The organism is Agromyces protaetiae (assembly GCF_030866785.1).
Lineage (GTDB): Bacteria > Actinomycetota > Actinomycetes > Actinomycetales > Microbacteriaceae > Agromyces > Agromyces silvae.
Map to the genome: position 1 here is coordinate 1,677,392 of NZ_CP133018.1, position 14,555 is coordinate 1,691,946.

Here is a 14,555-nt window from a genome sequence, read left to right on the forward strand (position 1 = left end):
CCTTCACGGCGATGAGCCACGACACGCCATCGCGCTGGACCCGATCACCCAATGAACAAGCCTAACCCCCGGCCGGGCCGGGCCGGCACACCGGCCGGGCCGCGTCGCCTCCGCTGCGAGGTAGCGTGGAAGCCATGGAGTTCTATCGGACGGCGCCCACTCACGACCTGACGTACTCCGATGTGTTCCTCGTGCCGTCGCGATCCGGGGTGACCAGCCGGCTCGACGTCTCGCTGGCGACCGACGACGGCTCGGGCGCGAGCGTGCCGATCGTGTCCGCCAACATGAACTCGGTGACGGGCCCGCGACTCGCCGCGACGCTCGCCCGCCGGGGCGGCCTCAGCGTGCTCCCGCAGGACCTGCATCTCCAGGAGCTCGACCAGGCGATCCGCTGGGTGAAGTCCCAGCCGGTCGCCTACGACACCCCGCACGTGTTCTCGCCGGACGCCACGGCCGCCGATGCGCTGCTCGTCCCGCCCGCCGCGGCCGGCCACGGCGTGGTGCTCGAGGATGCCGACGGCGGCTTCGCCGGGTGCATCCCGGCCGAGCGGCTCGGCACCGCGCTGCCCGATGCCCGTCTCGGCGACCTGGTGCACGGCGACCTCGCGTCGATCGACGCGGACGAGGTGGACTCGCCGCGCCGCGCGTTCGACCTGATGGTCGACGCCGGGCTGGAGTTCGCGCCGGTGCTGCGCCACGGCCGGATCGTGGGCACGTTGAGTCGGCGCAGCGCGCTCCGCGGCACGATCTACGCGCCGAACGTCGACCGTGACGGCCGGCTTCGGGTCGCCGCGGCGGTGGGCATCAACGGCGACGTCGCCGCCAAGGCGAAGGCCCTCGCCGATGCGGGGGTGGACCTGCTGGTCGTGGACACCGCGCACGGCCACCAGGAGGGCATGCTCCGCGCGATCCGCGCGGTGCGTGAGCTCGGTCTCGACCTGCCGATCGCGGCCGGGAACATCGTCACCGCCGACGGCGTGGCCGACCTGGTCGACGCGGGCGCGAGCGTGCTCAAGGTCGGTGTGGGGCCTGGCGCGATGTGCACGACGCGGATGATGACGGCCGTCGGCCGGCCCCAGTTCTCGGCGGTGCTCGAGACCGCCGAAGCGGCGCGTGAGCACGGCGCGCACGTGTGGGCGGACGGCGGCGTGCGCTACCCGCGCGACGTCGCGCTCGCGCTGGCCGCCGGGGCGTCGGCGGTGATGATCGGCTCGTGGTTCGCGGGCACGATCGAGGCGCCTGGCACGCTCCGCGTCGACGACGCCGGCCGAGCGTTCAAAGAGAGCTGGGGGATGGCCTCGACCAAGGCGGTGCGCGAACGCTTCGACCGGCTCTCGCCCTACGAGCTCGCACGCCGCGAGCTGTTCGCCGAGGGCATCTCGTCGTCCTCGATCTACCTCGATCCGCTGCGGCCGTCCGTCGAAGACCTGCTGGACATGATCACCTCGGGCGTGCGCAGCTCGTTCACGTACGCCGGGGCGCGCAGTCTCGCCGAGTTCCGCGACCGGGCGAGGGTCGGCATCCAGTCGGCGGCCGGCTACGAGGAGGGGAAGGCGCTGCCCGTCAGCTGGTGATCGTCAGCGGCCACATTCCGCGCGATCTCGGTAGACTGAGGCGATCATGGACGAACCCCCTTCATCGACCTCACCCGGTCATAGACCCTCGCCCGTGACGTATCGGGCAGCGGCCGATGTCTGAGTGGATCCTCCTCGCCATCGGTCTCCTGCTCACGATCGGCACGGGCTTGTTCGTTGCGAGCGAGTTCGCGCTCGTGAACCTCGACCGTGCCGACCTCGAGGCACGCCGTGCGAAGGGTGAGACCAAGCTCGGTCTCACGATCGCCGCCCTGAAGATCACGTCCACGCACCTGTCGAGTGCGCAGCTCGGCATCACGCTGACCACGTTGCTGACCGGGTACACCATGGAGCCAGCGATCTCGTCGCTGCTCGCCGGCCCGCTCGCGGCGATCGGTGTCGCCGAGGCGCTCGTGCGGCCGCTCGGGGCGATCACGGCGATGGTCGTCGCCACGCTGCTGTCCATGCTGATCGGCGAGCTCGTGCCCAAGAACTTCGCGCTCGCGTTGCCGCGTGCCACGGCGAAGGTCGTCATCCCGTTCCAGACCGCCTTCACCTGGTTCTTCCGGCCCGCGATCGTGGTGCTCAACGGTTCCGCGAACGCACTGCTCCGTGCGATGGGCATCGAGCCTAAAGAGGAGCTCTCCGGCGCCCGCTCGGCCGAGGAGCTGTCGTCGTTGGTCCGGCGTTCGGCCAGCGCCGGCCTGCTCGAGCAGGACACGGCCACGCTGCTCGGCCGCACGCTGCGGTTCTCCGAGCACGACGCGTCGGACGTGATGACGCCGCGGCCTCGGGTGGCGGCCGTGCAGCGATCCGAGTCGACCGAGACGGTGCTGGACCTGGCGCGCCAGACGGGATACTCGCGCTTTCCGGTCTACGAGGAGGACCTCGACGACATCGTGGGCGTCGTGCACGTGAAGCAGGCCGTGTCGGTACCCCGCGAGCGCCGTCCCGACGTCCCCGCATCGGCGCTGCAGACCGAGGTGGTCCGCGTTCCCGAGACGATGACGCTCGACACGCTGCTCGGCGAGTTGCGCGGGCGCGGCTACCAGATGGCGGTCGTCGTCGACGAGTACGGTGGGACGGCCGGCGTCGTGACCCTCGAAGACCTCGTCGAAGAGCTCGTGGGCGAGGTCGCCGACGAGCACGATCGCGCGCGTGCCGGCATCGTTCGCCGGGGCGACGAGGTGAGCTTCCCCGGGAGCCTGCGGCCCGACGAGCTGCTCGATCGGACGCGGATCCGGGTGCCGGAAGACGGCGACTACGAGACCGTGGCCGGCTTCGTCGTGAGCCTGCTGGGGCGGCTGCCGGTCGTCGGTGACGAGGTGCCCGTCGAGGGCGGGCGATTGGTCGTCCAGCGGGTGGAGGGCCGCCGGATCGACCGACTCAGGTTCATCCCCGATCCGGATCCGGATCCGGACGACGAGGGCGCACGGCCGGAGGGGTCGCGATGAACGACTGGATCGGTCTCGCGTGGCTGGTCGTGCTGCTCGCGGGCAACGCGTTCTTCGTCGGCGCCGAGTTCGCCGTGATCTCGGCTCGCCGATCGCAGATCGAGCCGCTCGCCGAGCGCGGCAGCCGCAGGGCGAAGACGGCACTGTGGGCGATGGAGCATGCGACGCTCATGCTCGCGATGAGCCAGCTCGGCATCACCATCTGCTCGCTCCTCATCCTGAACGTGTCGGAGCCGGCGATCCACCACCTCCTCGAGATCCCGCTGCACCTGACGGGCTGGCCCGAGGAGGTCATCGGCACGATCGCGTTCGTGATCGCGCTCGTGCTCGTGTCGTACCTGCACGTGGTCTTCGGCGAGATGGTGCCGAAGAACCTGTCCTTCTCGCTGCCCGACAAGGCGGTCCTGCTGCTCGCACCGCCGCTCGTGTGGATCGCGCGCGTGTTCCGGCCGGCGATCGTGGCCCTGAACGCGACGGCGAACGGCGTGCTGCGACTCTTCGGCGTCGAGCCGAAGAGCGAGGCGAACTCGACGTTCACGCTCGAGGAGGTGCAGACCATCGTCGACCGCTCGCGCCGCGAAGGCGTGCTCGACGATGCCAGCGGCACGCTGACCGCGGCGTTCGAGTTCACGACGAAGCGCGTGAGCGACGTCGCGGTGCCGATGGCGCAGCTCGTGAGCCTGCCCCCGACGGCGACACCCGCCGACGTCGAGCGCGCGGTCGCGCGGCACGGCTTCTCGCGGTACGTGTTGCTCGGCGAGGACGGCGAGCCGGCCGGGTACGTGCACCTCAAGGATGTGATCGATCTCGAGAACGGCGAGTTCGACGACCCGCTGCCCGCCAAACGCGTGCGGCGCCTGGTCTCGATCTTCGACGAGACCGACCTCGAAGACGCGCTCGCGACCATGCGGCGCCTCGGCACCCACGTCGCGCGTGCGTTCGACCGGGAGGGTGCGACGACGGGTGTGATCTTCCTCGAGGACATCATCGAGGAGCTCGTCGGCGAGGTGCAGGACGCGACCAGACGTCACTGACACGGCCGGCGCGCAGGCGGCGTAGACTCCGGACCGACCCGAAGAATCGAGGGTTGATCATGTTCGAGTCTGCGTCCGCCTACGCCGTGCTGCCGGCGTCCGATCTCGACCGAGCGCGCCGCTACTGGACGGGTGTGCTGGAGAGCGAGCCCGAGATGAGCCTCGAGGACGAGGCCTTCTTCATCATGATCGGCGGGATCCGCGTGCTCGTGTACCGTACGCAGTTCGCGGGCACCGCGCAGAACACCGCGCTCGGCATCGAGAGCGACGACCTCGACCGCGATATGGAGCGGTTGCGGGAGCGCGGCGTCGAGTTCAACCAGTACGACCTGCCCGGGCTCACGACGGTCGACGGCGTGGCCGAGATCGACGGGTTGCGCACGGCCTGGTTCACCGACAGCGAGGGGAACATCGTCGCGATCGGCGATCGGGTGCAGGTCTGACCGCACGTCCGCGCACGCGTGAGTGTCTGGCCCGTAGGGTTGGGCCATGGACGAGGGTGCCTGGTCGGAGTGGGCGGCCGTCGACGCGGCGGCGTGGGTGCGGCGGCCTGCGGCCGGCGACGACAAGTACCGGCGCGGGGTGCTGGGCGTCATCACCGGCTCGACGGAGTTCCCGGGGGCCGCAGTACTCGGCGTCGAGGCGGCCCATCGCGCGGGCCTCGGCATGGTCCGCTACATCGGTCCGAGGCCGGTCCGGGCGGCCGTGCTGTCGCGTCGGCCCGAGACGGTGACGCAGTCGGGTCGCGTGCAGGCGTGGCTGCTGGGCTCCGGCATGGATGCCTCGCATCGCACCTTCGTCCTCTCAGGCGACCTGCAGCACGCGCTCGCCTCGGGCGTGCCGGTCGTGCTCGACGCCGGCGGACTCGATCTCGTCGGCACCCACAACGGCCCGACGGTGATCACGCCGCACGCGCGCGAGCTCGCGACCCTGCTGGTGTCGCGCGAGATCCGCACGACGCGCGACGCGGTGCTCGACAACCCCGCCGGGTGGGCGGCGCGCGCGGCCCACGAGCTCGGCGTGGTGGTGCTGTTGAAGGGCGCGGTGACCCACGTCGCGGATCCCTCGGGCCGGCGGCTGCGCGTGGCCGCGTCCACGCACTGGCTCGCCACGGCCGGCACCGGCGACGTCCTGGGCGGGGTGCTGGGTGCCCTCGTGGCGGGTCACCACGACGAGATCATGACGGATGCCACGGTGCTGACCTCGCTCGCGGCGTCGGCCGCGTTCGTGCACGCCGAGGCGGGCCGGCTCGCGAGCGAGCGGTTCGGCGGCGGTCCGATCGCGGCGCTCGACGTGGCCGAGGCGGTTCCGCACATCATCGGCCGGCTGCTCACGCTGGTCGAGTAGCACGCGACGGAGGAGCACGCGCATCGAGACCTGGCGCCGGGTCTCGAGACGCTGACGCCCGCTACCCGACCAGCGTGCGGGGCCTACAGGAACCGGGCCAGGAATTCCCTCGTGCGCGGCTCACGCGGGGCGCTGAGCAGCTCGGCCGCTGGCCCCTCCTCGAGGATGCGCCCGTGCTCCAGGAACACGACACGGTCGGCGACCTCGCGCGCGAACGCCATCTCATGCGTGGCCATCAGGATCGTCGTCCCGCGTTCGGCGAGCGAGCGCACGAGCGCGAGCACCTCGCCGACGAGCTCCGGGTCGAGCGCGCTCGTGATCTCATCGAGGAGGAGCAGCTCGGGCTCGGTCAGGATCGCGCGGACGATCGCGACGCGCTGCTGCTGACCGCCCGAGAGGCGGTCGGGGAACGACCGGGCGAAGTCTTCGAGTCCGATCGTCGCGAGCAACTCGGTGGCCCGGCGCTCGGCCTCGGCGCGAGGCATCCGGTGCACGAGGCGCGCCGCGAGCGTGACGTTGTCGAGCACGCTGAGATGCGGGAACAGGTTGTAGTGCTGGAAGACCGCGCCGATGCGGCCGCGCACGCGGTCCGCGTTCACCCGCGGATCGCTGATGTCGTCGCCCGTCAAGCGGATGACGCCGTCGTCGACGGGCTCGAGCAGGTTCACGGTGCGCAGCAGCGTGGACTTGCCGGACCCCGAGGCGCCGATCAGTGCGACGACCTCGTGCGCGGAGACGTCGAGGTCGATGCCCTGCAGCACGTGATGGTCGCCGTACGATCTGCGGATGCCTCGGAGGGAGAGCACCGGGCCGTCCGTGCGCGCTTCGGTCATACGATGCTCCCGGCCTGTTCGCGGGCGCGCATGCGCGCCGTGAGCCAATCGGTGAGCCGGATCGTCGGCCACGCGAGCAGCACGAAGAGCAGGCCCGCGACGACGTACGGCGTGAAGTTGAAGAAGTGCGCGGTCTCGATCTGTGCGGCACGCACGGCGTCGACCGCGCCGAGCACGGAGATCAGCCCGACGTCCTTCTGCATCGCCACGACGTCGTTCATGAGCGCCGGGGTGACTTTGCGCACGGCCTGGGGGAGGACGACGCGGCGCATCGTCTGACCGTGACTCAAGCCGAGCGCGCGGGCCGCGAGCCGCTGCGACGGGTGCACCGCCTCGATGCCCGCCCGGATCACCTCGGAGACGTAGGCGGAGTAGACGAGGATCAGTGCGATCGTGCCCCAGAACGCCGCGGGCATGCGGTCGAAGAACTGCAGGCCGGGCACCCCGTAGCCCACGAGGTAGAGCACGATGATCAGCGGCATGCCGCGGAACAGGTCGGTGTACCCGGCCGCGAGGGCGCGCACGGGGAAGAACACCGGTCCGCGGAGGGTGCGCAGGCTCGCCAGGAGCAGCCCGAGCAGCGCCACTCCGACGATCGCGAAGACGAGCACCTGCAGGTTCAGCAGCAGCCCCTCGAGCACCCTCGGCAGCGAGGCGATCGCGACCTCGGGATTGAAGAAGGACTCCTGCACCCGTGCCCATCCGGGCGAGCCGGCGACCGCCCACACGAGCAGTCCGGCGAACACGATCGTGCTGAGCACGCTGATCAGCACGGACCGTCGCGTCTGACGCGTGCGGAACGCGCGCCGATCGAGCTCGAGCGCGCTCGGCTGCCAGGCGGTGTCGGTCACAGGCACACGGTACTGGACACGGATGCTCCGGCGTGCGGCTACTGCAGGACCGGCGCGGTGTCGTCGCCGCCCAGCCACTCGGCGGCGAGCGCGTCGAGCGTGCCGTCCTCGCGGAGTGCGTCGACCGCGGCCGTCACGTCGGCCGTGAGCGCCGAGTCCTTCTCCAGCACCAGGCCGAACTGGTCGGCGCCCTCGGTGCCCGGGATCTGTCCGACGATGAGCCCGCCGTCGAGTTCGACGCCCGTGAGGTAGAACGCCGTGGGCAGGTCGACGACGATCGCGTCGACCTGGCCGTTCTGCAGCGCGAACTTCGCGTCGTCGTTGGTGTTGAAGACCTGTGCGCCCTGATCGGGCTGGATGACGTCCTCGATCGCGTCGAGGCTCGTCGTGCCGGTCTGTGCGCCGACGAGGAGCGGCTTGAGGTCGGCGAGGCTCGAGGCGTCGGCGGCAGGCGAGCCCTCGACGGTGATGACGACCTGCGTGGTCTCGTAGTACGGCGAGGAGAAGTCGACGGCCTCTTCGCGCTCGGGCGTGATCGAGAACTGCTGCAGGTTGATGTCGAAGTCCTTCGGACCCGGTGCGATCGCCTGGTCGAAGGTGGTCCGGACCCAGACGACGTCCTCGGCGTCGAAGCCGAGCTGCTCGGCGACGGCGTACGCCACCGCCGCTTCGAAGCCCTCGCCCGACTCGGGCGCGTCGTCGATCACCCAGGGGTAGTAGGCGGGCTCGCCGGTGCCGACCGTGAACACGCCCTCGGTGACATAGCCGCTTCCCGAGCCGGCCGTCTCGGTCGGGTCGCCCGCGTCCGATCCCGAAGCGCATCCGGCGAGGCCGAGTGCCGCGGCAGCGGCGAGGGCGGTTGCGGCGAACAGGCGGGTCTTCATGGCGGCCTCCGGACGGGTTCGGGCAGGGTGGGGTGCAGGTCCAGCATCGCCCATCCACCCGGTCGCCGTCCCTTGCGTGGCGATATATGACAGCGCGATCTCCGCAGGAGCGCTCGGTTAGGATCGCTGCCATGACGGCACGGGGCGGGCGCGAGGCATCCGTCGCTCCGAACCGGGGCGCGGTGCGCCGCGCGCTCGCCGGGCGCGCTGCGCTCTGGACCGCGTTCGCGGCCGTGCACGCGGCGCTCGCGTGGCTGAACCTGTTCGCGCCCGGCTGGCCGCTCGGCGACGTCGAGAGCGTCTACCTGATGTGGACGCAACAGGCGGCGAACGGATGGCTGCGGATCGGCATCGATGCGCCATGGGTGTATCCCATCCTCGCCTTCGCGCCGATGACGGCCTCGCTCGCGTTCGGCGCAGCCTGGTACCCGGTGACGTGGCTCGGGCTCATGACCGTGCTCGACGGGATCGCGTTCGCGATACTGATCGGGCAACGGCGGCTGTCGCGGACCCGCCGCGTCGCCGCGTGGTGGTGGCTCGCCTTCCTCGCCGCGCTCGGGCCGATCGCGCTCGGCCGCATCGACGCGGTCACCGTGCCGCTCGCGCTCGTCGGTCTGCTCCTCGCGGCCGGCCGGCCGCGCGTCGCGGCGGCGCTGCTCACCATCGCGACCTGGGTCAAGGTCTGGCCCGCCGCGCTGCTCGCCGCGCTCGTCATCGTGCACCGGCGGCGGGTCGAGGTGGTGACCGTGGCGGCCGCGCTCAGCGTCGGCATCGTCGGCGTCTGCCTGCTCGCCGGGTCGGGCCTGAACGTCTTCGGCTTCATCGGCCAGCAGGCCGGTCGCGGGCTGCAGGTCGAGGCGCCGATCGGCGTGCCGTGGCTCTGGCAGATCGTCTCCGGCGCGCCCGATGTCGCGGTCGAGTACGACCGCGACATCCTCACGTACCAGATCATCGGGCCGGGCGTCGAGACCGCCGCGTCGCTCACCACGCCCGCGATGGCGCTCGGCATCCTCGCGGTCGGCCTCGTGGGGGTTCGCGCCGCGCGGCGCGGAGCGCCCGTCGGACGCATCCTCGCGCCGCTCGCGCTCGCGCTGGTCGTCGTGCTCATGCTCGCCAACAAGGTCGGCTCGCCGCAGTTCGCGACGTGGCTCGCGGCGCCCGTGGTGCTCGGCCTCGCGACGGCGCCACGGCGGTTCACGGTGCCCGCCGTGCTCGCCGGGCTCGTCGCGGTGTTCACCCAGCTCATCTATCCGTACTGGTACGGCTGGCTGCTCGCGGCCAGCCCCGGCTCGGTCCTGCTCCTCACCGCCAAATCGGCGCTGCTCGTCGCGCTGCTCGTCTGGGGCATCCGCTCGCTGTGGCAGGCTGGAAGCGAGCGGGTCGATCGAGCCGCGCGCGGGCTACGCGCCGGCACGACCCGAATCCAGGAGGCATGATGCTGGTCGCATTCTCCGTCGCGCCGAGCGGCGCCGAGGGGCCCGAGGGGTCGGTGCACGACGCGGTCGCCGCGGCCGTGCGCATCGTCCGCGAGTCGGGCCTGCCGAATCGGACCACGTCGATGTTCACCGAGCTCGAGGGTGAGTGGGACGAGGTGTTCGACGTGATCAAGCGCGCGACCGAGGCGGTCGCCGAGTACGGCCCGCGGGTCTCGCTCGTGCTGAAGGCGGACATCCGGGCCGGGCGCACCGGCGAGCTCGACGGCAAGGTCGAGCGGCTGGAACAGGCGATCCGCGACCAGAACGCCTGAGCGGAGCGGTTCCCGACGTCGCGCGGTGTCATCGCCGAACGGGTGACGGTTCGACGCCTCGAATCGATTCGAATCGTGAGATGATCGACCGGTGACCCTCGCTGCAGACGGGCCGACGACCAGCTGGTCGCCGGCCCGCGTTCGTTTCGCCCTGCTCGCGCTCGCCCTCGGTGGCTTCGGCATCGGCGCGACCGAGTTCGTCGCGATGGGGCTGCTGCCGAACATCGCGGCCGACCTCATGCCGTCGCTGTACGCAGCCTCGCCGGAGGAGGCCAACGCGCGTGCAGGGTGGATCATCTCGGCCTATGCGGCCGGGGTCGTCGTCGGCGCACCGACCATTGCGGCGGCCGCCGCCAGGTGGCCGCGGAAGCGGCTGCTGCTGTGGTTGCTCACCGCGTTCACGCTCGGCACGGTCGCCTCGGCCGTGCTGCCGAGCTTCGAGCTGGTGCTCGTCGCCCGCTTCGTGTCGGCGCTCCCGCACGGGGCCTACTTCGGCATCGCCTCGCTGGTCGCGGCGAGCCTCATGGGGCCCGGCAAGCGGGCGCGCGGCGTCGCACTCGTGCTGTCGGGACTCACGATCGCCAATGTGATCGGGGTGCCGGCGATCACGTGGCTCGGGCAGGCCGCCGGGTGGCGCGTCGCCTATCTCGCGGTCGCGGCGATCTTCGCGCTCACGTTCGTCGCGGTGCTTGCGGCCGTGCCCTGGCAGCCCGGCGATGCGCGCGCGACCATGCGGCGCGAGCTCGCGGCGTTCGGGCGGGCGCAGGTCTGGTTCGCGGTCGGCATCGGCGCCGTGGGCTTCGGCGGGCTCTTCGCGGTGTACAGCTATGTCGCGCCGCTCGCGACCGAGGTCACCGGGCTCCGCGAAGCGCTCGTGCCGTTCGCGCTCGTCGCGATCGGTCTCGGTATGACGGTCGGGAACCTCGTCGGCGGCCGGCTCGCGGACTGGAGCGTGCGCCGCGCGATGTACCTGTTCTTCGTCGTGCTCGCGTTCGCGCTCGTGCTGCTCGCGCTCACGGCCGCGAACCCGGTCGGGCTGTTCACGGGGCTGTTCCTCGTCGGCGGCGCTTCCGCGGCGCTCTCGCCCACGATCCAGGCGCGGCTCATGGATGTCGCGCGCGACAGCCAGTCGCTCGCGGCCGCGCTCAATCATTCGGCGCTGAACATCGGCAACAGTCTGGGTGCATTCCTCGGCGGGCTCGCGATCGCGGGTGGACTCGGATACGTCGCGCCGGTGTGGATCGGCGTGCTGCTGACGCTCGTCGGGAGTGCGCTCGCCGTCGCGAGTTTCGGCCTTGACCGGTCGCGCCGCCGGCGAGGGGTCGTCGTTGCGGTGACGACCGCGGCGACACCCGCGCTCGACTGAGTTCGCCGGCGCGGCCCATGAATGCGCATCGGAGCTTTCGCCGTCCGGGGACACTGGATATATTAACATCCACTCATTGAGGGATGTGGTCGTATGCGGTGGTCGTCGGTGCGCCGGGGCAGGCGCGGAGATGGGTCGGGTCGTGGGGCCGGGCTCGGTCGGGGGGCCGTGACGGTGGGAGCGCTGGTGTGTGCGGCGCTGGTCGGCGGGCTGGTGTCGCCGGTGTGGGCTGCGTCGGCGGACGACGACGGTGATGCCCGAGGCGGGGTGGAGCTGGGGTCGTTCGCGTCGGGGGACGGGCTCGAGGGCGCGATCGGCGAGTTGGACGGGTCGCTCGGGTTCGGCTTGTCGGCCGGCGGGGTGAGCCTGGAGTGGGACTCACGTGGGGTGGGTGCCGATGCGGTGGGGCTCGGTGCGGGCTGGTCGTTCGGGTTGGCGACGGTGCGCGTGACGGGTGGCGTGTGGGTGTACCCCGCGTCGGGTGGTGCGTACGAGATGAACCTGTCCGCGCCGTCGGGATTGGCGGGGTATCCGGGTACGGATGTGCGGTTCGAGGCGGCCGTCCCCGGTGCAGTGGTTCCAGGGCGTGCGGATGGTTCGGTGCGGGAGACGGCGTACGCGTACGCGTTGCACGAGCTGGGCGGGGTGTCGACGTACTTCGACGCGGCCGGGCATCCCGTCGCGCGCGTGGTGCTCGGTGGCGAGCGGCTCGACTGGACGTGGGCGGGCGGCGGGGCGGGGCGCCTGACGTCGGTCGTGTCGCCTGATGGCTCGGTGACCGCATTGGACTGGTCGGACCCCGGCCGAGTGATGATCGTTCCCGGCAGCATGGTCACGGATCCGGTCGAAGGGGCGGGAGCCGGCGGTCGGTGGCTGGTGGAGCTGGACGGAGGCCGCGTGTCGGCGCTCATCGATCCGGTGGGCGGGCGCACGCAGGTGACGTACGACCGTCAGGGCATGGTCGAGCGGGTGACCGATCCGGCGGGAGCCATGACGGTGGTGCAGTGGCAGGCCTCGTCCGACGGCGTGCCGCGCGTCGAACGGGTGCGGGTGCTCGACGCGGCGACAGGTGCCGAGCTGAGTGCGCGGGAGTGGAGTGTGCAGGGCGACGTCTCACCGTCGGGGTGGCCGCTGAGCGCCGAGCCACACGTGCCGGGCGTCGCGCTGGGCCCGGGGTTCGAGACCTCGGTGTCGGACGGGAAGACCCGCGTGCGGTCGGGGGTGGATGCGCACGGCCGGTTGACCGAGCGGGCCGTAGTGGCCGGCTCGTCCTCGGGCGAGTGGGTCGTGCAGGAGCAGGAGATGGAGTATCCGGAGGTCGGCGGTCCGATGGGGCGGCCCGGCGAGGGCATGCAGCCCACGTCGGCGTCGACGACGCACCATGATCTGCGCGGTGGGACACGGGTGGCGACGGAGTCGTATGAGCGCGACGAGTTCGGGCGGATGGTCTCGCGAGTCGCCATCGATGGCTCGATCGTGCGATGGGTGTACGACGATGTGGTGCCGCGCGGGCGGGCGTTGCCGGTCGGGTTGGTGGTCGAGGAGACCACGACGGCGGCCGACGGGCTCGTGCGTTCGACGCGCTCGGCGCTGAGCGAGGATCGCGGCGCGGTGGTCGCTACGGAGCAGTGGTCGGAGCATGCGGGCGGCGAGCTGGTGCGGGTCGGGCGGGTCGAAGCCGACGTCGCGGACGGGTTCGTGACCGAGGAGCGTGTGTTCCCGGCCGGGGATCCGGCTGCGACGCCGGCGATCACGCGGTGGACGAAGCAGGTCGATGTGGCGCGTGGGACGAGGTCTGTCGTGGAGACGGTCGCGGCCGGGACCTCGATCGAGGCAGCCACGGTGTCGGTGTCGTCGTTGGTGCACGGGGGTGTGCTGTCGGAGACCGACGAGGTCGGCGCGGTCACGTCCGCCATGTACGACCAGGCGGGTCGACCGACGGCGGTCGAAGACACCGCGGGGAGGACCGTGGCGTACGCCTATCGTTCGCGGCAGGCCGACGGGATCAATGCGGTCATGACGACCGACACGATCGGCGTCACGGAGACCGAGGAGCGTGACGTGCTCGGTCGGGTCGTCGAGAAGACGCTGCGGTCGGACACCGAGACCGCGCCCGGGCAGCGGCGCGAGCTCGATGCTCTCGGGCGGGTGGTGTCGCAGACCGATCAGCGCGGGGTCGCCGAGCGCACCTCGTACACGCCGGACGGGTTGGTCGCCGAGATCGTGTCCGATACCGGCCGGGTCCTCACGAACGAGTACGACCCGGTCACGCGGGACCTGGTCACGACGCGGGTGCGCTCGGCGGACGGTGCCGAGGTCGTCTCCTCGTTCGAGAACGACCGGGCCGGCCGGGTGGTCGCGGTGTACGATCCGGCGGATGAGGCGGGCACGCGTATCTCGTACGAGCACGACGACTTCGGGAATGTGACGCGGACGGTCTACCCGGACGGTGCCGAGATCAGGCACGAGTACGACCAGAACGGCCGGAAGCGGGCCACGATCGACATCGACGGCAACCGAACCGAGTACACCTACGACGCGAAGGACGGCGCGATGGTGGCCGCGGTCCAGGTCGACCGCGACGGACAGCACGTGAGCGGGGTGCGGTACGGGTACGACGAGTACCGGCGGATGAACGTGCTCGAGCGCGACAATGGCGTACGGACCGAGGTGACGTTCACGAGCACCGCCGAGGTGGCATCCGAGATCACGACCGGCCCGGACGGCGTGCGGTCAGAACGCGCGTACGAGTACACGCCGGTTGGGGACCTCACCTCGCGGATCGACCGGGTCCGCGACGAGACGGGGCAGCTCGAGGTCACACGGACCGACTACGAGTACGACGGGTTCGACCGGCTGATGGGCGCACTGGCGAAACGCGGGATTGGCAAGTTCTCGAAGACGTGCATGGAGCTCATGGATCTCGCCTGTATTCCCAGCTATACAGCGGTCGGTCAGGACGCTCTTGGCAATCTGAGGGGTCGCGTGTCCGGAGACGATCTCCTCGCGAGACAGAAGGCTGTGTACGGATGGCGCGTGTCGTTGGAGAAGGCCGAGCCCGAGCGCCTTCCTCAGCTCGTTGGCGATTTCATGGATCCATATCTGACCGTGAACATGGATACGGCGATGGTGAGTCTTCAGAAAGCGCGACGCACAGCCACCGATGCATTGGATTCGAACCTGCAGGCGGTCAATGCGCTTGAGGCTCACGACCTGCTTGTCGCCGCCGAGAGCAGGATCAAGACCTTGGTCGAGACGGCAGATGAGCAGCTCGCCCTCGCGGAATCCCATATTGCGTCGTTCATCAAATCAGATTTCCCGGGCACGGGTGGACTGACATCCGTGCAGACGCAGATCACCCAGCTTCGGAACGACCTCGGGGTTCTCCTCGACCGGAAACCACCGGTCATCGTGGATCGATACTGACGCCCGACGCCGACGCCGACGCCGACGCACCGGACCGAC

At 70.9% G+C, this 14,555-nt stretch carries 12 protein-coding genes; 9 read left to right on the top strand and 3 right to left on the bottom strand.

What is annotated here, in order from left to right:
• The first annotated feature begins 134 nt into the window (after positions 1-134).
• The 5 genes from guaB1 to QU602_RS07750 all read left to right on the top strand — a co-directional run bounded on the left by guaB1 (position 135) and on the right by QU602_RS07750 (position 5,409).
• On the top strand, positions 135-1,574 hold the full coding sequence (gene guaB1 / locus QU602_RS07730; RefSeq protein WP_308799681.1) for a GMP reductase: 1,440 nt from the start codon (positions 135-137) through the stop codon (positions 1,572-1,574).
• Positions 1,575-1,690: 116 nt separating this feature from the next.
• Positions 1,691-3,028 carry a hemolysin family protein gene (locus QU602_RS07735; protein WP_308799682.1) on the top strand — a complete coding sequence of 446 codons (1,338 nt, stop codon included), beginning with the start codon at positions 1,691-1,693 and terminating at the stop codon, positions 3,026-3,028.
• On the top strand, positions 3,025-4,062 hold the full coding sequence (locus tag QU602_RS07740; RefSeq protein WP_308799683.1) for a hemolysin family protein: 1,038 nt from the start codon (positions 3,025-3,027) through the stop codon (positions 4,060-4,062). Before QU602_RS07735 ends, QU602_RS07740 begins: the two co-directional genes overlap by 4 nt.
• Positions 4,063-4,121: 59 nt before the next feature.
• The gene (locus QU602_RS07745) at positions 4,122-4,505 is read left to right on the top strand and encodes a VOC family protein (protein WP_308799684.1); all 384 of its coding nucleotides are present in this window, start codon (positions 4,122-4,124) and stop codon (positions 4,503-4,505) included.
• Positions 4,506-4,551: 46 nt separating this feature from the next.
• Positions 4,552-5,409, top strand: coding sequence for an ADP-dependent NAD(P)H-hydrate dehydratase (locus QU602_RS07750; protein ID WP_308799685.1), 858 nt, complete (start codon positions 4,552-4,554; stop codon positions 5,407-5,409).
• An 83-nt stretch (positions 5,410-5,492) separates the two neighbouring features.
• On the opposite strand, the gene QU602_RS07755 is transcribed toward QU602_RS07750, so the two are convergent.
• Genes QU602_RS07755 through QU602_RS07765 form a run of 3 tightly spaced genes read right to left on the bottom strand, consistent with a single transcriptional unit; the run spans position 5,493 to position 7,977 of the window.
• Positions 5,493-6,242: an amino acid ABC transporter ATP-binding protein gene (locus tag QU602_RS07755; protein ID WP_308799686.1), complete on the bottom strand. Its 750-nt coding sequence runs from the start codon at positions 6,240-6,242 to the stop codon at positions 5,493-5,495.
• Positions 6,239-7,093 carry an amino acid ABC transporter permease gene (locus tag QU602_RS07760; protein ID WP_308799687.1) on the bottom strand — a complete coding sequence of 285 codons (855 nt, stop codon included), beginning with the start codon at positions 7,091-7,093 and terminating at the stop codon, positions 6,239-6,241. The genes QU602_RS07755 and QU602_RS07760 overlap by 4 nt, the downstream gene beginning before the upstream one ends.
• A gap of 38 nt (positions 7,094-7,131) precedes the next feature.
• Complete coding sequence (locus QU602_RS07765) at positions 7,132-7,977, bottom strand: ABC transporter substrate-binding protein (protein ID WP_308799688.1); 846 nt, start codon at positions 7,975-7,977, stop codon at positions 7,132-7,134.
• A 131-nt stretch (positions 7,978-8,108) separates the two neighbouring features.
• Here QU602_RS07765 and QU602_RS07770 point away from each other — a divergent pair, with 131 nt between their 5' ends.
• From QU602_RS07770 to QU602_RS07785, 4 genes are all read left to right on the top strand, one after another.
• The gene (locus QU602_RS07770) at positions 8,109-9,413 is read left to right on the top strand and encodes a glycosyltransferase 87 family protein (protein ID WP_308799689.1); all 1,305 of its coding nucleotides are present in this window, start codon (positions 8,109-8,111) and stop codon (positions 9,411-9,413) included.
• Positions 9,413-9,724, top strand: a complete 312-nt coding sequence (locus QU602_RS07775; protein WP_308799690.1) for a thiamine-binding protein — start codon at positions 9,413-9,415, stop codon at positions 9,722-9,724. Before QU602_RS07770 ends, QU602_RS07775 begins: the two co-directional genes overlap by 1 nt.
• Positions 9,725-9,815: 91 nt before the next feature.
• Positions 9,816-11,090 (top strand): MFS transporter, encoded by a 1,275-nt coding sequence (locus QU602_RS07780; protein ID WP_308799691.1) that lies wholly within the window; start codon positions 9,816-9,818, stop codon positions 11,088-11,090.
• A 186-nt stretch (positions 11,091-11,276) separates the two neighbouring features.
• On the top strand, positions 11,277-14,516 hold the full coding sequence (locus tag QU602_RS07785; RefSeq protein WP_308799692.1) for a hypothetical protein: 3,240 nt from the start codon (positions 11,277-11,279) through the stop codon (positions 14,514-14,516).
• Positions 14,517-14,555 lie beyond the last annotated feature (39 nt).

Coding starts and splice junctions, on each gene's coding strand:
- QU602_RS07775 (WP_308799690.1), top strand. CDS start 9,413: ATGCTGGTCGCATTCTCCGTCGCGCCGAGCGGCGCCGAGGGGCCCGAG.
- QU602_RS07765 (WP_308799688.1), bottom strand. CDS start 7,977: ATGAAGACCCGCCTGTTCGCCGCAACCGCCCTCGCCGCTGCCGCGGCA.
- QU602_RS07770 (WP_308799689.1), top strand. CDS start 8,109: ATGACGGCACGGGGCGGGCGCGAGGCATCCGTCGCTCCGAACCGGGGC.
- QU602_RS07750 (WP_308799685.1), top strand. CDS start 4,552: ATGGACGAGGGTGCCTGGTCGGAGTGGGCGGCCGTCGACGCGGCGGCG.
- QU602_RS07735 (WP_308799682.1), top strand. CDS start 1,691: ATGTCTGAGTGGATCCTCCTCGCCATCGGTCTCCTGCTCACGATCGGC.
- QU602_RS07740 (WP_308799683.1), top strand. CDS start 3,025: ATGAACGACTGGATCGGTCTCGCGTGGCTGGTCGTGCTGCTCGCGGGC.
- QU602_RS07745 (WP_308799684.1), top strand. CDS start 4,122: ATGTTCGAGTCTGCGTCCGCCTACGCCGTGCTGCCGGCGTCCGATCTC.
- QU602_RS07755 (WP_308799686.1), bottom strand. CDS start 6,242: ATGACCGAAGCGCGCACGGACGGCCCGGTGCTCTCCCTCCGAGGCATC.
- guaB1 (WP_308799681.1), top strand. CDS start 135: ATGGAGTTCTATCGGACGGCGCCCACTCACGACCTGACGTACTCCGAT.